The 22,444-nt window shown below is 41.5% G+C and carries 16 protein-coding genes; 1 reads left to right on the forward strand and 15 read right to left on the reverse strand.

Going from position 1 to position 22,444, the window contains the following annotated elements; translation table 11 throughout:
• Positions 1-17: 17 nt before the first annotated feature.
• The 6 genes from ADG03_RS05110 to rsmH all read right to left on the reverse strand — a co-directional run bounded on the left by ADG03_RS05110 (position 18) and on the right by rsmH (position 7,059).
• Positions 18-818: an amino acid ABC transporter permease gene (locus ADG03_RS05110; RefSeq protein WP_024054761.1), complete on the reverse strand. Its 801-nt coding sequence runs from the start codon at positions 816-818 to the stop codon at positions 18-20.
• A 196-nt stretch (positions 819-1,014) separates the two neighbouring features.
• Complete coding sequence (locus tag ADG03_RS05115) at positions 1,015-2,358, reverse strand: DEAD/DEAH box helicase (RefSeq protein ID WP_049473365.1); 1,344 nt, start codon at positions 2,356-2,358, stop codon at positions 1,015-1,017.
• 134 nt (positions 2,359-2,492) lie between these two features.
• Positions 2,493-3,485, reverse strand: coding sequence for a phospho-N-acetylmuramoyl-pentapeptide-transferase (mraY, locus tag ADG03_RS05120; protein WP_049473362.1), 993 nt, complete (start codon positions 3,483-3,485; stop codon positions 2,493-2,495).
• 1 nt (position 3,486) lies between these two features.
• On the reverse strand, positions 3,487-5,769 hold the full coding sequence (gene pbp2x, locus ADG03_RS05125) for a penicillin-binding protein PBP2X (RefSeq protein ID WP_049473363.1): 2,283 nt from the start codon (positions 5,767-5,769) through the stop codon (positions 3,487-3,489).
• Positions 5,762-6,097: a cell division protein FtsL gene (gene ftsL / locus ADG03_RS05130; protein ID WP_021154536.1), complete on the reverse strand. Its 336-nt coding sequence runs from the start codon at positions 6,095-6,097 to the stop codon at positions 5,762-5,764. The genes pbp2x and ftsL overlap by 8 nt, the downstream gene beginning before the upstream one ends.
• A gap of 11 nt (positions 6,098-6,108) precedes the next feature.
• Positions 6,109-7,059 carry a 16S rRNA (cytosine(1402)-N(4))-methyltransferase RsmH gene (rsmH, locus tag ADG03_RS05135; protein WP_003010377.1) on the reverse strand — a complete coding sequence of 317 codons (951 nt, stop codon included), beginning with the start codon at positions 7,057-7,059 and terminating at the stop codon, positions 6,109-6,111.
• Between the two features lie 150 nt (positions 7,060-7,209).
• Here rsmH and ADG03_RS05140 point away from each other — a divergent pair, with 150 nt between their 5' ends.
• Positions 7,210-7,389, forward strand: coding sequence for a hypothetical protein (locus ADG03_RS05140; RefSeq protein ID WP_049473364.1), 180 nt, complete (start codon positions 7,210-7,212; stop codon positions 7,387-7,389).
• Positions 7,390-7,645: 256 nt separating this feature from the next.
• Here the strand turns inward: ADG03_RS05140 and ADG03_RS05145 are convergent, their stop codons facing one another.
• The 9 genes from ADG03_RS05145 to ADG03_RS05185 all read right to left on the reverse strand — a co-directional run bounded on the left by ADG03_RS05145 (position 7,646) and on the right by ADG03_RS05185 (position 22,083).
• The gene (locus ADG03_RS05145; RefSeq protein ID WP_049472465.1) at positions 7,646-9,028 is read right to left on the reverse strand and encodes an amino acid permease; all 1,383 of its coding nucleotides are present in this window, start codon (positions 9,026-9,028) and stop codon (positions 7,646-7,648) included.
• Between the two features lie 163 nt (positions 9,029-9,191).
• On the reverse strand, positions 9,192-9,449 hold the full coding sequence (locus ADG03_RS05150) for a DUF896 family protein (protein WP_031575259.1): 258 nt from the start codon (positions 9,447-9,449) through the stop codon (positions 9,192-9,194).
• Between the two features lie 33 nt (positions 9,450-9,482).
• Entirely contained in the window at positions 9,483-11,519 is a 2,037-nt protein-coding gene (gene glyS / locus ADG03_RS05155) for a glycine--tRNA ligase subunit beta (RefSeq protein ID WP_049472466.1), read from the reverse strand.
• Positions 11,520-11,800: 281 nt separating this feature from the next.
• The gene (gene glyQ / locus ADG03_RS05160; RefSeq protein WP_002886077.1) at positions 11,801-12,718 is read right to left on the reverse strand and encodes a glycine--tRNA ligase subunit alpha; all 918 of its coding nucleotides are present in this window, start codon (positions 12,716-12,718) and stop codon (positions 11,801-11,803) included.
• Positions 12,719-13,221: 503 nt separating this feature from the next.
• Positions 13,222-17,640, reverse strand: a complete 4,419-nt coding sequence (locus ADG03_RS05165; RefSeq protein ID WP_049472468.1) for a S8 family serine peptidase — start codon at positions 17,638-17,640, stop codon at positions 13,222-13,224.
• A 268-nt stretch (positions 17,641-17,908) separates the two neighbouring features.
• Positions 17,909-18,751, reverse strand: coding sequence for an aldo/keto reductase (locus ADG03_RS05170; protein WP_049472469.1), 843 nt, complete (start codon positions 18,749-18,751; stop codon positions 17,909-17,911).
• The gene (locus ADG03_RS05175) at positions 18,748-18,966 is read right to left on the reverse strand and encodes a hypothetical protein (protein ID WP_023920264.1); all 219 of its coding nucleotides are present in this window, start codon (positions 18,964-18,966) and stop codon (positions 18,748-18,750) included. The genes ADG03_RS05170 and ADG03_RS05175 overlap by 4 nt, the downstream gene beginning before the upstream one ends.
• A gap of 173 nt (positions 18,967-19,139) precedes the next feature.
• A complete protein-coding gene (gene nagA / locus ADG03_RS05180; RefSeq protein ID WP_049472479.1) occupies positions 19,140-20,297 on the reverse strand; it encodes an N-acetylglucosamine-6-phosphate deacetylase in 1,158 nt (385 codons plus the stop codon).
• A gap of 154 nt (positions 20,298-20,451) precedes the next feature.
• Entirely contained in the window at positions 20,452-22,083 is a 1,632-nt protein-coding gene (locus ADG03_RS05185; RefSeq protein ID WP_049472471.1) for a Na/Pi cotransporter family protein, read from the reverse strand.
• Between the last annotated feature and the right edge of the window lie 361 nt (positions 22,084-22,444).

Genomic DNA, 22,444 nt, shown 5'->3' on the forward strand with positions numbered 1-22,444 from the left:
TTCTGAAATATAAATCATTAGATCCGGACCTCCTGATCTGGTAAATCAATTGCTACGGGAGTCTCAATATCCAGTCGACGTTCAATGTGACGGCCTAGTATTTCAATGAGAATGTTCACAATCCAGTAAACAATCGATACCGTGATAAAGCGTTCAAAGTACTTCAAATCGCTCCCCCCAATAATCCGTGCTTGGGCAAAAATTTCAACTACACTGGCACTAAAGGCTAGCGAGGTCCCCTTGGTCAAGCCAATGAGAGAGTTGATTAAAGTAGGAGTTGCAACGACTGCTGCATTGGGAATAATAATCCGGCGATAAACTTGACGGTTGGTCATTCCAAGACTACGCGCTGCCTCAATTTCACCAGGATCCACTGATAAAATGGCTGCCCGGATGGTCTCACTCGCATAAGCCGCCTCATTAAAGGCAAGAGCCACAATTGCAAATAACTCAGCTGGAATGGCATTAATATTAAAAGCTGTTCCATAAGACTGATTGATCGCTTTTAAAATAAGAGGAATCCCATAATAGGTCAACATCAACTGAACCAACAAAGGAGTCCCCCGCAAAAAACTGACAAAAACAGCTTGAATCGGGTAAAGAATTCGTACACGATTAATTTTGACCAGAGCAAAAATCATGGCAAAAATAATCCCAAAAAATGCGCCTCCTAGGGCTAATAAAATCGTCACAGGCAATTTCCCAATGACTGCCGGAAATGCATCCAATACGGCTCTCAAACTAAACAGCTTGCTATCTGGAACGTGTTTTAAAAAGTCAGCATACCAGTTGGCAGCTAAAAGATTAGTTGTAAACATTTTTGTTACTTCCTTTCTCGAACATAAACATTCTATCACATTCACTATCGGAATTCCAAAAATTGCTACAGAAATAGAAAAATGATAGACTACTCAAATTTAGTCTATCATAATTTTAGACAAGTTCCTAATAGATTTTCTTTATGGAGTTCATAAAGAAAATCTATGTTTTCTTCTGAACATGTGAAAGAAGGGGTTAGAAAGTTTGACGTTTGTCCTTTCGTTCCGCCCGACCACGCGCACGGTTTTCAGCTCGCTTAGCTTTTCTCCTCTTTTCATCAACTGCCCATTTGATTTTTTTCTTGTAGCCTGGTTTGATTTTTTTCTTTTTCTTCTTCACCAGACCAATCATTTCGATATCGAGTTTCTCTTGCTTTTTCTCACGATTGGCCCGTCTATCCCGATCATAAGTATCTTCAATAACCCCATTTTTCAAGACTTTAGGTACGAAACGAATTCCCATTTTTTCTAGTTCACGGATATCTGAATCATCACTCGGTTGATAAAGAGTAATAGCGACACCTGGTAGACCATTGCGCCCTGTCCGGCCAACACGGTGAACAAAGAAGGAAAGATCTTGTGGAATAGCATCGTTGATGACATGACTCACCCCTTCGATATCAATTCCACGAGCCGCTAAATCTGTGGCCACAATATACTCAAAATCTAGATTTTTAACCTGATTCATGATCCGTTTCCGTTCACGTGGTGGGATATCTCCGTGAATCTTCGCCACTTTCAATCCCTGAGCCACTAAATAGGCATGGAGATCATCTGCTCTCGTTTTTGTATTGACGAAAATCATGGCCAAATAAGGTTGCAAGGTCTTGGTCAATTGGTAAATTTGCTCATTTTTATCTCGACCCTTGGTGGAAACCAGCCAATTATCGATGGTATCTGAAATCACCGTCTTAGTCTTAATTTGCTCCATGACTGGATTTGAGAGATATTTTTTCAAGAAAGGCTGCAATTTTTGCGGAATGGTGGCTGAAAAAACTAAAAATTGCAGTTGTTGCGGAAGTCTTGAAGCAATCTTATCCACGGTTGACAAGAATCCCATGTCCAGTGTCATATCTGCCTCATCTACCACAAAAGTATGGGCCTTATGAATAGCCAGATCACCAGATGCAACCAGATCATAGATCCGGCCTGGAGTTCCAATCACGATATGTGGTTGTTTGACCTGCAATTTTTCAATCTGACGGTTTTTATCCGTTCCTCCAACATAATTTACAATCCGAATCTCTTTTTCAGAATGACTAGCGATTTGACGAGCAGCTTGGTAAATTTGCGTCGCCAACTCCCGACTAGGAGCCGTGATGACCGCTTCTACTTGTTGGCTGTCTTCATTTAAGGTTTGAAAAATCGGCAAGAGGAAAGTATGGGTTTTCCCAGAACCTGTCTTTGACTCTCCTACCAAATCATTTCCAGCTAGGACAATCGGAATTAGTTTTTCCTGTACTTCGGTTGCTTCTCTAAAATTGATTTCTTTCAGTGCCTCTTGAATATAGGGCTTAAAATTAAACTCTGTAAATTTCATTTTCTCAGTTCCTTTCATGATCTCTATTATTATATCAGAAAAGCTGTCTTCTTGCCTCTCTTATGAGTCATTTTTCCTAACCAGCGAAGTCTCTCTGAGTCAGTAAAAAAACGATGGGAAAGCCCACCGTCGTTTTATAGGTAGAGAAGGACTAGAGTCACGACACTTGTTACCAAGGCAATGGACCACATAAAGGCATCCACTTTCCATTCTGACCAGTTTTGGCCATCTCCAGAAAGACCACCCAGTTCTAAATGATGGTGGAAAGGAGTCATTCGGAAAATCCGACGTCCTTCTCCGTAGCGTTTCTTGGTCCATTTGAAATAGGTCACTTGTAGCATCACAGAACCTGTTTCAATGACATAGACCAGACCAATCAGGAGCAGCGTCCACTCGACATGCAGAGCCATTGACAAGGCTGCAAGCATCCCTCCAAGAGCTAGACTACCGACATCTCCCATAAAGATTTTAGCTGGCTTGTGGTTGAAGACAAAAAATCCAAGCAAGGCCCCAATCATACTCAAAGTCACAAAGAGAATGTCCCATTTTCCTTGCATATAGGCAATAAAGGAATAAGCACTCAGGCTAATAGCAACGGAGATGCTGGCTAATCCATCAATCCCATCTGTCAAATTGACCGCGTTTGAAAAACCAACCAACCAAAATAAAGCAAAGAGAATGTAGAAATGGCCCAAGTAAAGATCGTAACCAAAGACATTTAAAAGGCTTCCTGCACCGTGGCGTTCAGAAAAAATATAGAAGATGATTCCACCAACAAGTTGAAGGGCCAATTTTTGTTTTGGATTGAGACCTTCATTAATCTTACGAAAAACTTTTAAAAAGTCATCCAAAAATCCAACAATTCCATATAGAATCAAGATAAATAGAATAAGTTGAACAGGGCGCGTGAAATTTCCAGTCAATACGGTAACGACAAAACTAACTAGAACGGCTGTAATGAGAAATACAACTCCACCCATTGTCGGAGTGCCAGCTTTCGCTTTGTGTTGTTTCACATCTTCGTGCATTTGTTGCCCGGAAATATGAGCACGATGGTAAAATCGAATAAAGGCTGGAATAGCAGCCACTGTTAATAGAAACGATACAAGGATCGTAGCAATATACATCTTAGTCTCCTAATGTTAACGTAATCTTTTTAGTTTTATTGAGCGAGGTGTTCATTTTGACAGTTTGTTTGGTTACTTTCTTTCCACTACCTTTATAGGTAATTTCAATTCCAGTCCATTCTCCAAAGATATCTGCATTTTTCTTGGTCCACCCATACATATCTGGAACAACATCAAAGTCTTCTGTCAATAACAATACTTGTTGATTGGCTTTGACTTTAGAGCCCACATCCACAGACATCTTGCGGATATTTTTCCCGGTTCCTAGGACAATTGGCTGCACCAAATTGCGACGCAATTCCTCTGAATAAGCACCTGGGCTCAAATTTTGTTTCAGATTCAACTCCTTAGAGAGAGTTTCTACTGAAGGGATTTTGTAGGTCGTTTCTTTGGTCACACCATCCAACGTTGGTGCCTCTGATGTCAAATGCAATTCGTCTTTTAAAGCAACTGCATCTTCCAAAATAGGATTGACCAGCTCTTCCCAGCTGGTCGCTGAGAATTTCACTTCTGGTTGTTGGACCGTCACATACATGATGAATTCAGGATCTTCTGCAGGTGTCATGGCTACAACCGAGTTGATATAATCATTTTCTCCTTGTAAGTATCCTTGATCTGTCGCCATTTGGGCAGTCCCTGATTTCACCGCAACGTTTTGACCTGGTACCTGAATGATGGGTCCATCGCTGTACAAGGTTCCATACTCTGGATCTGTTCCGACGGTGATCATATAGTTCCGTGTCTGTTGCGCAGCTGATCCTGAAACTGGTTTTCCAACAACTTCTTTTTTTGATTTGCGGACTGTGTCTGATTTTTTATCGTAAATAGCACTAATAAATTTCGGCTCCAACATTTGCCCATCATTAGCGATGGCGCTAAAGGCCCGTAACATTTGGGTTTGACTGACGGAAATCCCTTGACCAAAGGCAGATTGTGCCTGACTGACATAGTTATCCCCTGGAAGACCCCCGTAAGCTTCATTTCCCATTCCAAAACGGGTCGGAAGACCGAATTTAAAGCGGGTTAGGTAGTCCATCCAGACAGCATTTCCCATCTTTTGCTCTAAGCGAGTCATCCCCACGTTACTTGAGTAAGCAAAGCCCTGTGCGATATTCATATAGCGACCTTCAGCCAGCCCCATATTGACATCCCAGTCACGGATCGTCGCATCTTTTACTTGTAGTTCGTTACTGTAGTATACTTCATTATAGGCTGGGAAAGTTCCATGATCAATCGCCGAAGCTAATAACATGACCTTCATCGTTGAACCCGGTTCATATTGATCTTGATACAGGATGGTATTCCAGGTTTTCAAGTTTTTCAGATCCAACCCTTGTTTGGTATCCGCATTATAGGATGGACGTTGCGTTGTAGCCAGGATTTCTCCAGTTTTTGCACTCACAAGAGTCGCACTAACATACTTTCCTTTTACTTTTTCTTGGAAAACATCCATTCGCGTCTCAAGGTAGGTTTGTAATTCTGCTGAAATGGTCGTATAGACATCTTTTCCATCTTCTGTTTTGACAGAAACCTTATCTGAACCAGGAACGATATTGCCGTTTCGGTCTTTGTCATAGGTGATAACCCCATTTTGACCAGCGAGAATACGATCGAGGGATTTCTCCATCCCTGATTGCCCCTTCAGAGTTTTATTCCCCTCTTTATCTTCTTGAAGAGAGGCCTGACCTATAAATTGAGAAGCAAAAACTCCATTTTTATAGCTTCGATTTGGACTGGTTGTAAAGGCAACCCCTTCAATCTTCGCCGCTTCCATGGCCTCACGGATGGCTGTCATATTACTATAAGTTATGCCGTTTCCGTTCGAGCCAAAAGAAACCTGTTTCAATTTCTTTTGCGACAACTGTTGAATGACGTAATCCTCATCCATCCCTAAGTACTGCTTAAAGATTTCTGCTACTTTTTTAAATTGGCTCTCTTCTACATAGAGGATTTTCCCAGTTGCTGATTTGTACTTTTTATCAATAATGGCATAAACGTTATAGGTCGTCGCATCTTCAGCAATTACTGCTCCATTTCGATCATAGATCGTTCCACGTTTTGCAGGAACAATGACCGTCTGCTCATGGACTTTTTTGGCTTGATCCGATAAGGTCACACCAAATTTTTTGTCAGTCCCAATGATCATTGCAAAATTAATCAGAAAGAGAAAAAAGAGGAAAATCGCCAGTACACTGAGATTTTTCCCAACTTGTTTTCGATTCTGATCCGGCAAGCGACGTTTCTTTATCGAATACCCGATCAAAAATTTTTTGAATTTATTCATCACTACTTGCACTCACTGTTTTTCGATTTTCTTTTTGCAGCTTCATTCCTTGGGAGCTAGCCAACTGTGATAAGCGGTCATAACGTGTTAATTCATTGACCTCTTGACGAACATCTGCCAATTCCGTCTTTTTGGCTTCTAGTTCCGTATTCAAATCAGTCAATTCACTTTGAACTTGTAAAATCCGTGTCTGCATAAAGACGATACTAATGGCTAAAATAACAGCTGTTAGGACAATCGACCCATAAAAAGCCTTTTCTACTCTAGAGAAACGGCGAAAGCGGTCTTGTAGTACCTGTGTTCTTGTTCTCTCATTTCTTGCTGCCATATCAATTCCTCTTACTTGTGTATTTTTCGAGCAACCCGTAATTTTGCTGAATGAGATCGATTATTTTCCTCAAGCTCTTCTTCACTTGGCAAAATAGGTTTCCGGTTGACCAACTCCATCTTTGGTTTCAAATCATCTGGAATAAAGGGAAGCCCCTTTGGAACCTCAACTGTCGAAGCTTCTTTAAACAATTGTTTGGTCAATCGATCCTCTAACGAATGAAAGGTAATCACAGAAATACGACCATCGAGGGCCAACAAATCCATGGCTTGCTGAATTGATTCATCTGCAGCTCCCAGTTCATCATTGACTTCGATACGAATGGCTTGGAAAATCTGTTTAGCAGGATGGCCCTTTTTCTTGAGCTCCTTAGCTGGTTTAGCAGATTTAATAATCTCTGCTAATTCAGTCGTTGTTTCAATCGGTTTAATTGCTCGTGCTTGCTCAATTTTCCGCGCAATTTGCTTGGAAAATTTGTCCTCTCCATATTTGAAAAAAATACGGACTAGATCATGGTAATCGTAACTATTTACAACCTCATAGGCGGTCAAAGAAGCTTCTTGATTCATCCGCATGTCCAGTGGCGCATCTTTCTTGTAAGAAAATCCGCGTTCCCGTTCATCTAACTGAGGACTAGAGACACCTAGGTCATAACAGATTCCATCAATTTCAGTCACACCCAATTCGTTTAGACGTTCCTTCAAATGACGAAAGTTATCCTTAATGAAGGTCACCATGCCTTTCTCGATGAATGGAGCTAAACGAATCTTAGCATTCTCAATTGCATGCTGATCTTGGTCAAAGGCATAAAGATGGCCCGATTCATTTAATTTTGTTAACAAATATTCGCTGTGGCCTGCCCCACCCAATGTGGCGTCTACATAGATCCCATCTGGCTTAACATCCAGCATATCGATCGTTTCATGAAGCAAAACCGTTACATGATGAAATTCTTTACTCATATCTTTACTATTTTACCACAAATGGGACCAAGATGCACTCCTGAAAGAAAATTCACTAACTAACCCTATCGGACCTTTTCAGATCCTACAAAATACTTAGAAAGGCTTGATTTCATTTGTTTCCTCTAGAATTTATGATACAATATTCTTATGAAAATAAGAAAACAGATTCTCATCCCACTTTTATTGGTCGATGCTATCGCTCTCTACTTTTTTCTAACCACTATTGAGGCTTGGATTTTTTGGCTTGCTGCCCTGATCCTAGTTGGCTCACTTTGGTGGCTCAAAAAAACCATTCAAAAACAAAAAACAGAGATGGAAGAAAACTAATTTCCTCCGTCCCTGTTTTTTCTAATCCCCCAAGAAATTTCTTACAAAAAGGAAACTAGCTCTGAAATAATAAAGAGGCTGGGACAAAAGTCCTAGCCTCTCAATTATTTTTGGATTGCCGAGCAAGACGCAGTGGTTGAGTGGGCTCTACTACGCTGATTTTATCAGCTTTTACAGCCCTACTCAACTGTGCGGAGGTGGGACGACGAAATCGAATTCCAACGAATTACCGATTTCTGTCCCACTCTCTTGCGGTTTATTGATTATGTTTCCAATTGCTGTAAATCCCAAAAAGAATGATCCAGATGGTTGCTCCAATCGCTCCAATGTATGTTGATTCTTGCAAGAAGAGACAAACGAATACAAAGAGGAAGAAAACAATGGTCAATGGATTCAACACTTTATAGGCTGGCATGACAAAACCATCTGGCATAAATTCTTTCGATTTACGGTACTTAAGATGGGCAAGCATGGTCAAAATGTAAATAGCAATGTAGACACCAGAAGAAGAGGCCGTAATCAAGGCAAAGGCATCTGAGACACCTGGCAAGACATTGATAAAGGCAGAAACAGCAACCACAATCGCAGAAAAAATAATCGCGCGACTTGGAATCCCCATACGAGATAAGCTATTCAGTTTCAAACGATTCATCACTTTGCTGTTTGGTGTTTCTTTTGCAATCTGGTACAAGTGACGCCCTGTTGAATAGAGGGTGGAATTCAAGGAAGATGCAGCAGCTGTCAGTACAACAAAATTAATCAATCCTGCTGCCCACTTGATTCCAACCATCTGAAAGACCGTTACAAATGGTGATTTATTGACGGGAAGCTGTTGCCAAGGGAAAATAGCCATAATCGCCAACAAAGCCCCTACATAAAAGATTACAATTCGGATTGGAATTTCTTTAATGGCTTTTGGCAATACTTGGCGGGGATTAGCTGTTTCAGAAGTAGTAATTCCAACAAACTCGATCGCTTGATAAGCAAAGAAGACCATTTGGAAGGCCATGACGAACTTGACCCAACCATTTGGAAACATTTGAAAACCACTGGTAATATTGGTTAAGCTAGCGTGTCCAGCTGGTGTTTCAAAATTCGTCGTCACCATAAAGATCCCTGTTGCGATCAGGGCTAAAATAGTGACAATCTTGATCATTCCAAACCAGAATTCAACCTCTCCAAAAACCTTCACAGCGATCAAGTTTACACAACTTAAAAGCGCTAAAAAGATAATTTGAATCTGCCAGGCTGGCCAATTTGGAAACCAAAGTTGGACATAGTTGGAAACAGCCGTGATCTCTGCCATTCCCAAAAATACCAAAGAGACCCAATAGGACCATCCTGAGAAATAACCCCAACCTTTTCCTAGATACTTGGTGATAAAGTTGATAAAGGTGTGTTGATCAGGGTCCATATAGAGCATTTCTCCGATTGCCCGCATCATCAAGTACATGAAGGCGCCAGTCAGCATATAGACTAAAATAATAGAGGGTCCTGTCAAAGAAAGGGAACGACCGGCTCCAAGAAAGAGTCCTGTCCCGATGGTTCCTGCAATAGCGATCAGCTGAACATGCCGATTTTGCAGACCACGAACCATCCCATTTTCGGTTTCTTGACTAGGATGATGTTTTTTTGACATATGATTACTCCAATTCTTTTTCTGTACATTTTCAGAAAAGTATACTTCAAATTTTCACACAATCTACTATACCATGTTTTTAAAAATTGGTCAATCTAGTCCAGAATATTCTGAATTTTAAATATACAAAAGAGTGCTGGAGTCTCTTCCAGCACTCTGTTGCTTATGAATTAGGGTCATCGAGACTACGGCCATGCAAACCTTTTTCCCGTTGCACTTGGCGTAGTTTCTCAGGTGTTACATCGTTACCTTCTTCATCTACAATTTTGATACCTTCAATGTGGTGACGAACCGAACGACGATAACCTTCAATGTATTCTTCACGAAGTTTTGCTTGCTCCACTTCTTCTTCTGGAGTCAAACCTTCTGTTTTTTTCTTTTTAGCAAGCTCATTGATACGAGCAATTTTTTCAGGTGTCATAATAAAACCTACTTTCTACCTGTCATCAGGTACTTATTTTGTGTTCAATTGATTAAAGGCTGCGACAGCATTAGCTTTCGCTACAAGGCCTGCAAGAAGGGCCAAACGGTTGTTTTTAACAGCCTCATCTTCTGCCATCACCATGGTATTGTCAAAGAAAGCATCAATGACTGGGCTAAGAGCAAAGAGTTGAGCCAATTTGTCGCTAGCTGAACCTGTCAATTCAAGCTCTTCAATCGCTTTAGCCAGGGCTTTTTCTTGATCGTTTTCAAAGAGACTGGCATCGACTGCTACTGAAGCATTTGCTTTTTCTGCCAAGTTGAAAGCACGTGAGAGGGATTCAACAGCTGCCTTATAACCATCGGTCTTCGCAGCTTCTGAAAGAGCTTCAGCTGCTTCCAGCATATCAGCCACGACAAAGTTTGAACCAGTAAGAACAGCGTCTTTGATATCTTTTGGTGTGCGTCCCATCATCTTGTCCACACGCGCCTTGATGAAGTTGAGCACTTCTGCTTGATTGTCATAGGAAAGGCTATCAAATGAAAGTCCGTAAAGGCTATCAATCAACTCATCCATCGGAATATGCCAGCCAAAGGCATCCAAGATTCGAACAATCCCTTGTGTTGCACGACGAAGCGCATAAGGGTCATTGGAACCTGATGGAATCAAGCCAACTGAGAAGAAGGAAAGGAGGGTATCCAATTTATCTGCAAGGGCAAGGATAGCACCAACCTTAGTCTCTGGAAGGGCTCCGTCTGCTGAATCAGGAAGGTAGTGCTCACGGATAGCTATCGCTACCGCAGCATCTTCACCAGCGAGGAGGGCGTATTTTTCACCCATGATTCCTTGCAATTCATCGAACTCTCCGACCATACCCGTCAAGAGGTCAAATTTGTAAATTTCAGCTGCACGAGCGACAGCTGCCGTTTCTTCAGCAGTCAAACCAGCTTGCTCAGCCAATGACGCTGCAATAACACCCGCACGGGCCATGTGTTCTGAAAGAGAACCGATTTTTTCATGGAAGGTTACATTCGCCAATTTAGCAACCAGATCTTCAATCTTGAGTTTTTGGTCTTCACGCCAGAAGAATTCACCGTCTTCAAGACGTGCCACCAATACTTTTTCATTTCCTCGAACGACATTTTCCAAGTGCTCAGCGTTCCCATTACGAACTGAGATGAAGTTTGGTTTCAGCTGACCATCAAGGTCACGTACAACAAAGTAACGTTGGTGCGTTTCCATTGAGGTCACCAAAACTTCTTCTGGAACGTCCAAATATTTAGTGTCAAAGCTTCCCATAAAGGCTGTAGGGTATTCCACCAAGTTCAAGACTTCGTTCAAAAGTCCTTCTTCGATTTGTACTCGAACACCTTGTTCTGCTTCGATAGCCTTGATTTGCTCACGAATCATGTTTTCACGCTCTTTGCTGTCTGCAATGACGTAAACGGTACGAAGGTCTTCTTCGTACGAATCCGCATTGGTAATTTCCACTTCATGTCCAAGGAAACGGTGTCCGCGACTCACACGACCTGAATGGATATCCAAGAAGTCGAGGTCAAGCGCTTCATCGCCCAAAAGGACAATCAAGGTATGAACTGGGCGAATGTATTCAAAGGTGTTGTTAGCCCAGTGCATGCTGACAGGGAAAGTCAATGAAGCAAGTACTTCTGGAACGCCAGCCAAGACTTCTTTGGCAGGTTTTCCAGCTTCATGTTTCGTCACGTAAACGTAATCTTCCCCCTTAACTTCACGGAATTCGATGTCATCTACAGTCAAGCCTTTTCCACGGACAAAGCCTTGCGCTGCTTTTGAGAAGTTTCCATCAGCATCCAAGGCGATTTTCTTAGAAGGTCCTTTAAAATCTTCTGTCAAATCCGATTGTTGATCAGCCAAGCCAAGTACACGGACGGCCAAACGGCGTGGTGTTGAGAAGGTTTGAATGCTTTCGTATGAAAGACGGTTGTCATCCAAGAAGGCTGCCATTTTCTCACCGAGTTGTTTTTCACTTGGTGTGACAACGTAGGCTGGCAACTCTTCAAGTCCAAGTTCTACTAATAAGTTTTTTGTCATGTTTTTTCCTTTACAAAATTCTTCTTTTTGATAGGCACCTTAGGTACTGGGGACGTCGCTAACTAACTTTGTGAGACTGTTGGAAATCTTCTGTCTCCTTGACATCGATTTCCAACAGTCTCATCAAAGTGGATTTAGCCAACTGATTTTTGAACCTAACGTTTCAAAAATCCCCATATAGCAGTACAGCGGTGCCTATCCCTTTAGCAAGTCTCCGACTTGCCTCTGGGTAGCCGTACGGGCTCACTTTGTTTGCCCATTTTCCATTCTTGTAACTCTTTTCATTCTTCCTCTTCTGCTAGGAGTTTGGCGCGTGTGGCTTCGTCAAGAAGTGGGTAACCGAGTTTCTTGCGTTCTGCGACGAAGGTTTTGGCTACGACACGGGCCAAGTTACGGATGCGGGCAATGTAGCCGGCACGTTCTGTAACGGATACTGCTCCACGAGCATCAAGCAAATTGAAGGTATGTGAACATTTCAAAACGTAGTCATAGGCTGGGTGAACAAGGCCCAATTCCAAAGCACGTCCTGCTTCTTTTTCAAATTTTTCGAAATTTTCAAGAAGCATATCTTGGTCAGAAACTTCAAAGCTGTATTTTGAGTGTTCATATTCTGGTTGAAGGAAGATTTCTCCGTATTTAACGCCTGGAGCCCACTCAATATCGTAAACAGAATCGACTTCTTGGATGTAAGAAGCCAAACGTTCCAATCCGTAAGTAACCTCAGAAGTTACTGGCCCAGTTGCCAAACCACCAACTTGTTGGAAGTAGGTGAACTGAGTGATTTCCATACCATCCAACCAAACTTCCCAACCTAGACCAGCTGAACCAGTTGATGGGTTTTCCCAGTTATCTTCAACGAAACGGATATCGTGTTCCAAAGGATTGATCCCCAATTTTTCCAATGATTCAAGGTAGAGCTCTTGGATGTTTGATGGTGATGGTTTCATCACCACTTGGAATTGGTGGTGTTGGTAAAGACGGTTTGGGTTTTCCCCGTAACGTCCATCTGCTGGACGACGTGATGGCTCTACATAAGCCGCATTCCATGGTTCAGGACCAATGGCACGAAGGAAGGTGTAAGGACTCATGGTTCCCGCACCTTTTTCATTATCGTAAGCCTGCATGAGCATACAACCCTGGTCATTCCAGTATTGTTGCAAAGTCAAAATAATTTCTTGGAAGGTTAGTTTTTTTGACATCTTCTTCTCCTTTTTATAAATTCTTGCGACATGAGTCCGCCTCGTCGATTTTACGAAGCAAGACGAGTTAGTACTGCGTCTAGCTCAGGCACCTTGCTGAGCGCGGGGCAGTCCGACTGTAAGGAGTTCTCTGCCACTGACGCAGTGGAAAGTCAATTTTTTGGACATATTTTACTCCTTATTCATAAAGTTTCTTGTAACTCAGAATACAAAAAGAACCGTGTCTTCACTCCTAAGTCTGTGACCTAGGGGCGTCAGAAACGCGGTTCCACCCTAATTTATTACTTCATTTTATCTGTTTGTCTTCAGCTATTTGCTGATAGAAAGCGCCACTTGCCTACTTTGCTCTACTTGGCTTTCACTATCCCAAGTTCGCTAGAAAAACGCCATAAGCCCTTCTTTCTTGTCAGTATTATAGCAAATTTTTAGGTACTTGTAAATAAAAATCCATCTGAAACAAATGTTTCAGATGGATTCTAGGCTAACAAACTATTTTGTTTTTCTTATGGACGTCTTGCAGCTTTTGGTTTTTTACCATGAAGTTTTTTCTTGGCATTTTTCAAGGCTGTCAAAGCATCTTTTACATCTTGTTGGCTTGCTCCTGGATTTGAAAGGATGGTTTGTGCATCCTTGAAGGCTGCTAGGTAAGCTTCTTTTTCTTCATTTCCAGCATAGATGAATTTAGCATTCTTTTCTTGGAACTTCAATTCTTCCTTGATGTATTTTTCAAGGCTTGAAAAATCAGTTGCTTTCCCGTTTAATTTTCCTTCCGCACGGCTAAGCTCAGCAAGTGCTTGATTGATTTGTTCTTGTTTCACAGTTTGATCAACTGCAAGCAAGGCCACTGTTTGGAAAGCGCGATCGTAGTCTCGACGTACTTTTTCTTTGGCATTGGCATAACGACCCGTTTTAGTCGTAGCATCATAAGCTTGCATGGCTTCTTTCAAAGCCGCAACGTTTGAATCTTTCCCATCCAAGGCTTGGCTAGCAGCTTCAAGACTAGCTAGAGCTTGGTTGACTTGCTCTTGACTGACCTTGTTGGTCAAGGATGCTTGGGCAGCTTGCAAGGCTTGATCATAAGCTTCTTTCTTATCCGCACTCGCATTGAAGTAATGAGCTGTCTTTGTAACAACTGCTTGGTTGTTCAAAGCAGCCAAGAGATCCACTTTTGAGATCACTCCAATACGATAATTGTTATTGCGCCCTGCGACAACTGAGATCACTGGTGCTTCCTCAGCTAGTTCATAGCCTGTAGGAAGGGTTGCAACTAAGGTATATTGACCAGTTGCGACAGATTTCCCAAAGCCATTTTTTCCATATTTTTCAGCAGGCAATACAAAGTTTCCACCATCTGCCCCTTTCAATACGATCGTAGCTGCTTTTGAAACCGGTTGATCAAAGCTGATGCTAACTGGTGCATATTCTAAAGTATTGGCAAGAAAAGCGATCGTTTGGAAACTATTATCTTCTGTCAAATCAAATTCTTGCGTCAAGCTGCTGACAAATTTCACTTCTGTACGATCATACGTAAAGATTTCTGCAGTGTAATGACCAAAGTTCAAGAAGTTAATATCTTTTGTCTTGTCAACTGACACATATTGACCATTGCTATCTTTGATTCGGTAAACATACATAGTATCCAAATCTTTGTTCGTTTTAGCGTTACGAACTGCGATTTGAACCCGACCACTATTTTGATCCCGAACTAAATCAGCTAGTGAAACATAGTCTACATTCCCCGCAAAGTCTTCTACATAGTAGTAGATATTCTTCTTATCGATGTTTTCAGGAAGATCGAAGCTACCATCTGCATTGGCCTTGATCACATGGTAATTTTCAAGCGCACGTGTACTATTCTTATCTTCACTGGTTTGGACCATTGTCCCCTGATCATCAAATGGAGTCACATAGACGAGTTTTTCAGTTAAGATACCACCATCGCCAACATCTTTGGCTTTACGTGCTACAAACTGTTGAGCCCCATCTTTGAAACGGATATATCCAGATGTGATCACTGGTTTTTGAGTATCAACCCGAACCTTGAAGGTCGTTGATTGCTCCTCAGCTCCAGGAACCATTGGGGTGTAACGGATGACATAATCATATAGACCATCTGCTACCGCATTTCCATTCGCATCAATACCATTCCAAGCAGTATTATCTAATGTGTAGCTGCGTGGGTTCTTTTGGTCACCGTTGAAGAAGTTCTTACGATGGTCAGATGGAGTTCCTTCCCACAATGGATTTTTATGTTCCGTATCACTTGTTGCGTAGACACTTGCACGAAGGTTTTCAATGTTTCTAAGGGCAACTGTCTTGTATTCGACGAAATCTTTATTTCCATCTTCATTTGGTGAAATGGCAATGCGAACATTTCCGTTTTCATCTAGTTGAAGGGTGTGAGTTCCTTCTGCATTTTCGTCAATACCAAGGACTGTAATCCGACGACCATCTCGTTTTCTTTGAGTGAGAAGGAAGTCATTTTGCTGAGTGACGAGCGCAGAAACATTCGCACTCGATGAGATATTCAAATCTTTTGGAATATGGTAGTAGAATCCATCTTTTCCTTCGCGAACCAAATCATAGACTGGCTTTTCAACAGCGGGAAGGTTTTGGAATTCTCCCTTGAAGCCCATAAATGGCAAGCTGACCACATCTCCATCATCAGCCGGATCAACAAAGCGAACAAATCCTTCAAGGAAATAGCCGTTTGGCATTTCTTTGCTCAATTCTTCTGTAAATTTACTTGTGTCAACTTTCACCGTAACTGTTTCAGAACTATGTGCTTTCACAGTCACTTCTGGCCAAGCTGTTTCAGTCAATTTACGTGGGCGAAGAGTAAATTTACCATCTTTCACTTCATCTGTGTCAGTATTCACCAACATTTTCAAGGTACGATCGGTATCTGAAATATTGTGAACCGTAACATCAAATGTAAAGCTATCTCCAACATTGCCAAGAGTGACGCTTGGATAGTTGTTTTCACCGGTCACATACAAGTCTGTTGAAACGGCTGCTGCCGTATCGACCACCCCTGCTCCTTGTTGGCGTGGAGAAGTATAGACACCCGTTTCTTTGTTAACGTGTGGTTTAGCCGTAGACATAATCAAGGCTTTCACTGTTTCAGAAACTTGTTCTGGAGTTAATTCTGGATGGTTCTTCACAAGGTATTCTTTAACCAAGGCTGCCACACCTGCTACATGAGGTGAGGCCATACTAGTACCACTCATATCCCCATAGGTATTGTCATTCAAAGAAGAGAAGATGTTCCCACCAGGTGCTGTGACATCTGGTTTCAACTGACCATCTGTTGTTACACCCCAGCTTGAAAAATCAGACAATTGGTCTGCTTCTGGAGATGGACGGTTGGCCATGGTATTGTTAAAGACAACTTTGTAAGATCCAGCTTTAAGAGCTTCCCCATAGCGTTTTGAAATGAAGACAGATGGAATTTTCTTAGCATCCCCATCAATTGACATTCCAAGGTTTGATCCTTCCACATTATTGTAGACCATAGCCCCTACTGCACCATGATGGAGGGCATTAGCAATTTTTTCTGTGAATGGGATTTCTCCACGTTGAATAAGCGCTAATTTACCAGTAAGATCTAGATCTTTGAAATCATCTTCTTTCCCAAGACCAACAGATACATACTCATATTCTTTGCCTTTTTCAAAGTCTGTATCTGTTGCAGATTTACTGTAGTCAAATTTCCCGTTATCTACTTCTGCATTACCTTCTAGACCTTTGACTTCGAAAACCTCTGTGGTAATGATTTTATTATTGATTGAAGCAACAGAAATAGAGTCCTCTACTGTTGATGGGTTTCCGACCAAGCCGTAATCTGGATTTTCTGCAGCTGGTCTTGAATAGCCATTCCCAAAAGTATTGCTATTTCCTGCAGAGATTAGGACAGATACACCTTTAGCACGCGCCCGTTTGATGGCGTCAATGATATCTGAACCTGCATTGACCGTAGAACCAGTAGAAGATCCAAGACTCATATTGATGGTATCTGCACCAAGAGCTACAGCATCATCAATTGCTTTTACATAAAGAGCAGAACCCGTTGTTTTTTGACGATCTGAGAAGACACGCATAAACATAACTTGCGCTTCTGGTGCTACACCATAGATCTTTTCTCCGTTTCCTGCTTCTTTATCAGGATTCCCTGTCGCAATCCCTGTAACGTGCATCCCGTGAGAATCTCTTTCAGCCTCTTTGATATTATCTGTACCATCAAAATAGTCATAGGCATAGACAACTTTGTCGTTGTACCATTTACCATAATCAATTCCTGCTGCTTTCTTAGCAGCTTCGATTTCTTCTTGATTTTTAAACTTAGCTTTTGAAGGATCGGTAATCCGAAGAACCTCGTGGTTCACATCCAAACCAGAGTCGATGACGGCGACCACCATCCCTTCCCCTTTGTAGCCTTGCTTCCAGGTTTGGGGAACAGTAATGATTTCGTCACTTTCGATGCTTTGAGGTTTTTCAGTTGACTCATGGCGATTCGTTGTTCCCGAACTTGTCGCAGTAGCCACTACTGTTGCTTTTTCAACAGGTTTTTTCGCTTCTTCCGGTTTTGTTTCTGGAACAGCAGCTGCCTCTTTCGGAGCTTCTGTTTTTTCAACTACAGCTGCGTCTTTTGTATTACTTGCCTTTTCAGCAACAGCTGCGTCTTTTGTAACTTCAACTTTCTCACTAGCAACTGCTGTACTTGCTTCTGTTGCTTGTGAATGCTCTTCTTCAGCAGGTGCCTGTTGACTGTTTGATACAAGCTGTGTCCCAGCGCTCGTTTGACCCGCTGTTTGTTCTTCTGCACTCGCTTGTGCAGATCCAAATACCAAAACAGCCCCTAATAAAACTGAGGCTACACCAAATTTGTATTTCCTTAATGAAAAACGCTCTTGTCTATTCATAGAAACTCCCCTTTTATTTTAATAGTAACTATTATAACGCAAAATTATCTGAAAATTCATTCAAAAATGAATTGTAACACAATTGTAATATTTACGTATATTACTAATTATTAACTTATTTTCGTTCGGAAATTTTTGAAGTTGAACAGGAAAATATTATAGAACATCTGTTTTTGTTGGATCCTTAAAATTACTTCATGTTTGAAAGGTTTTTAAAAACCGAGAACGAAACTGTCCTCGGTTTTCATTAATGAATAGAAATTCTCTTTTAAAAATCTTTGGTGTCCGGATCTGGTGCACCTGCTTCAACCGGAAGATGGCGCAGGAGTTCCACATCATCTGCCGTCAATTCAAAATCAAAGCAATTTAGATTACTCGCAATCCGCTCAGGCGTAACCGATTTTGGCAAAGGAAGGAAGCCTTCTTGTAAACTCCAAGCTAAAGCTAGTTGAGCAACGGTCTTTCCATATTTAGTAGCCATTTCTTTTACTTGTTCATTTTGGAACAATTCCCCTTGGCCAAAAGGTCCCCAAGCCTCTAGTAAGATACCCTGCTTGCGACTTGCAGCAATGGCTTCGCTTTGGTAAACCCCAGGTGCTAGACGAATTTGGTTCACAGCTGGGATGACCCGAGCTGTTTCAAGGAGCGCTTCCAAATGATGGGGAAGAAAATTGCTAATGCCAATAGCCCGAACCTTACCAACAGCTAGCATATCTTCCATGGCTCGCCAAATCTCAGCGTTTCGCACTTTCCAAGCATCATTTTCTCGAAGGGGTTTTGGATTTGGCCAATGAATCAAATAAAGATCGACATAGTCCAAACCCAGTTTCTCAAGAGACTCGTCCAAAGCAGCTTGAGCATCTTCATAAGTATGATTCGTATTCCAAAGTTTGGTAGTAATAAACAAGTCTTCGCGTTTAAGACCACTATCCTTGATCGCCCGACCAACGCTCTCTTCATTTTGATAAATCGCAGCTGTATCGATATGCCGGTAACCTGCTTTTAAAGCAGCTAAAACAGCCTGATAGGCTTCTTCTCCATCCGCTGCTTTCCAAGTTCCAAATCCCAATACAGGAATCTCCACCCCATTATTTAAACGATAATGATTCATTTTTTCTTTCCTTTCTTCAATTTCGGTTTCTTAGGCCCTCGAAGCTTGAGCTCTGGTTTAAAAATATTCTTCTTGGTTGGCTCCATCTTCTTGCTATAAAAACTATAAACTAAGAATGCCCCACCAACGATCACAATAAAAATATTTTTTCTTACAATACCATAGAGCAAGAAAAAAATTCCCATCAATAAAAAACGTATATCAATTGCCTTCATAAGCTACCTCACATTTCAATTCCCATTATAGCATGAAAAGACAGCATTCACAAAATTGCACTACCATGGATAAACAAAAAAAGATCCTACATACTGATCCCCCTATGAATACATCACAAAAACCTCTCCAGGTATGACCTAGAGAGGAAGTATTCTATCTTTAATTCTTGAATCTAGTTGGCAGCTTGGTAACGTTTAACTCCATCGAGATAGGTCGCAACCAGATCCAAATTTTGGTCAAGCACGATGAAGTCCGCATCATAACCTTCTCGAATTTGACCACAAACGTCATCAATATGGACTGATTTTGCCGGATTGAGACTGGCCATCATCACCGCTTCGTAAGGGTTGGCAATCCCCCACTCTACGACATTTTTTAATCCATCTTTCAATTTTAAGATTGAGCCAGCTAAATTACCAGTTGATTTCAAGCGAGCAGTCCCTTCAGCGACCACAACTGGGAATTCCCCAAGCATGTAGTCCCCGTCTTCTAAGCCCCCAGCTGTCATACAGTCAGTGATCAAGGCAACATTTTCTTTTCCTTTTTGTTTCATCAGGATATCACAAGCTAGCGGATCAACGTGATGACCATCACAGATCAACTCTGCTGTAGTATGAGGCAACTCATACATAGCTCCAACCATACCGAGTTCACGGTGAGTCAAACCACGCATACCATTATAGGCATGCACCCAGACACTCGCTCCTGCATCAACCGCTTTTTTAGCTTCTTCAAAAGTAGCATTGGAGTGTCCCAGGGCGACTGTCACTCCTTCTCCTGTAATGGTCCGAACAAAGTCTTCTACCCCTTCACGCTCAGGAGCAAGGGCAATCTTATTCAACAGACCATTAGCCGCTTTTTGCCAAGCACGGAATTCTTCCATACTTGGATCTTTCATATAAGCTGGATTTTGAGCTCCCTTGTATTTTTCTGTAAAATAAGGTCCTTCAAAATAAATACCGCGAATCTTAGCGCCTGTTGCTTCTTTGTATCGTGCACCAATATTTTCAGTTACCGCCAAAAGTTGTTCGTAAGAGGAAGTCAAAGTCGTAGGCAAAAAGCTTGTGACCCCGGTACTCAAGAGACCTTCACTCATGGTATGGAGAGTGCCTTCGATATTATTATCCATAACATCTACTCCACCAAAACCGTGTATATGGGTATCCACCAAGCCCGGAGCAATACTGTAACCTGAATAATCCAGCACATCTGCTCCTTCTGGTAAGCTTTCCACATGTTTTCCAAACTTGCCATTGACGAGCTCCAAATAACCTCCACGGCGAACCCCATGCGGGTAATAGAATTGATCTGCTTTAATATATGTAGACATAAAATCGTCCTTTCCATTGTAGGAACTGTGTTCCATTTATATTCATACATATTATAACGCTTTCACTTCCATTTGTAAATGGTCTAGACCTATTTTTAGATAGAATCCAACAAAAAAACAGAGTAAGCTTCCTACTTACTCTGTTTGACGTTCATTAAATTTGCTCGATTTGTACTTTCTCAGCGAGATTCATGGCATGGTCTGCAACACGTGTATAGTGAGAAATGATATCAATAAAGTTCACTCCGGCTTGAGGTGTACATTCACCGTGGTTCAAACGACGAATATGGGTTTTCCGAAGTCTTTTCTCCAACTTTTCAATTGCCTCGTGACGTGCTACCAATTGGTTTGCAAGACTCACATCATTGTTCTCAACAGCTTTTAAGGCATCCTCTACAAATTGATGGGTTTGGTTGTAAATATCTTCCAATTCAGCCAAGGCCGCTTCTGAAAAGACCACTTTCTTACGAATTAAATAATCAGTCAGATTGATCAAGGCTTCCGCGTGATCTCCAATCCGCTCCAAATCCCGTGAGGAATCTAAGATATTGGTGAGAACTTCACTTTCTCTCGGACTCAAGGCTTCACTCGACAAACGAATCAAGTAGCGAGTCAAATCATCATCAATGGTATTAATGGCTTCTTCTGTCTTATGTCCCTTTTCAGCTGTTTTTTCATTTTGATGAACAATATAATCATAAGAGAGATTAAAAGCTTTGTCTGCATATCCACCTAAATGAAGCAACTCTTTTTTTGCATTTCCTAGAGCAATCGAAGGCGCTTGAGTGATCAAGTTTTCATCCAAGTAGAGCGGTTCATATTTGACAACCTCGTCCTCACCAGGAATCAGCTTGGTCACAAAGTATGCCAAAGCTCCAATGAATGGGAACTGGATGATGGTATTGGTTATATTAAAGGTTCCGTGAGCAAAGGCTATGGTCATTTCTGGGGATAAATGAAGAGTCGTTTCAAACCATTGAATCAAAGAGGTAAACGGAACAAGGAAGACAAGACAGATAATGGTTCCGATAACATTAAAGGCTACATGGGCACCTGCCACACGTTTGGCCGCAATATTAGCTCCCAAGGAAGCAATGATAGCTGTAATGGTCGTTCCGATATTATCACCAAAGAGAACTGGGAGGGCTCCTTTCAGGTCAATCAAATGACTAGCATAGAGATTTTGCAAGATACCAATGGTTGCAGAAGAGGCCTGAATCAAAAGTGTTAAGCCTGATCCAACAAAGACACCCAAGATAGGACTTTTACTTAACTGCACCATATAGTCACGAAAGACTTGCAAATCTTTAAGAGGTTCCATAGCCCCACTCATCAAGTTGAGGGCAAAGAAGATACCACCGACACCAAAAACGATTCGTCCAACATTATTAACCAAACGATTTTTGGTAAAGAAGAGACAAACCGCTCCGATAAAGAGCATGGGAAGAGCGTAGTCTCCTAATTTAAAACCAATGATAAAGGAGGTAATAGTCGTTCCAATATTGGCCCCCATAACAATACCAATAGCTTGACGGAGGGTTAGAAGTCCTGCACTCACCAGACCGACCGTAATCACTGTAACCCCTGAACTCGACTGAATCAAGGCAGTCATCCCAATCCCTACTAAGACTCCAAGAAAGGGATTGCTGGTATATTTATCAATATAGTAGCGAAGACGGTCCCCTGCAGCTTGTTGCAGTCCTTCTCCCATGGTTTTAATACTATAGAGAAAGAGACCTAACCCTCCCAAAAAGTTAAACAAAATTTCCTGCCAGTTAATGGACATGATCATTCCTCCAAATATGAGATCAGAAATAAAACTCCTCTCCTATTGTAAAGGATAATTTCCAATCACACAAGAGATTTCTGTAAATTTCTATTATTTTTTGAAACCGTTTTTTTCTTTTTGTTTTATTTTCCTCATTTTAAGAGCCAAAAAAGAGGTTGGAAATTTCCAACCCGAGACTGTAGACAAACTATTCTTTTTTATAAATCTAATAAATTCTATAAAAAGAAATGTTACTCGTTAGAGTGATTCAATCATCAACTGAAACTTTTCGTCGTGAGAAAAGTACCTGAAACTTAATAGTTTCAGGTACTCGGAATTATTGAGACCTTAGGCTCAATAATTAGTCATGGAACTTCAA

Source organism: Streptococcus parasanguinis, assembly GCF_001069785.1.
GTDB lineage: Bacteria > Bacillota > Bacilli > Lactobacillales > Streptococcaceae > Streptococcus > Streptococcus parasanguinis_T.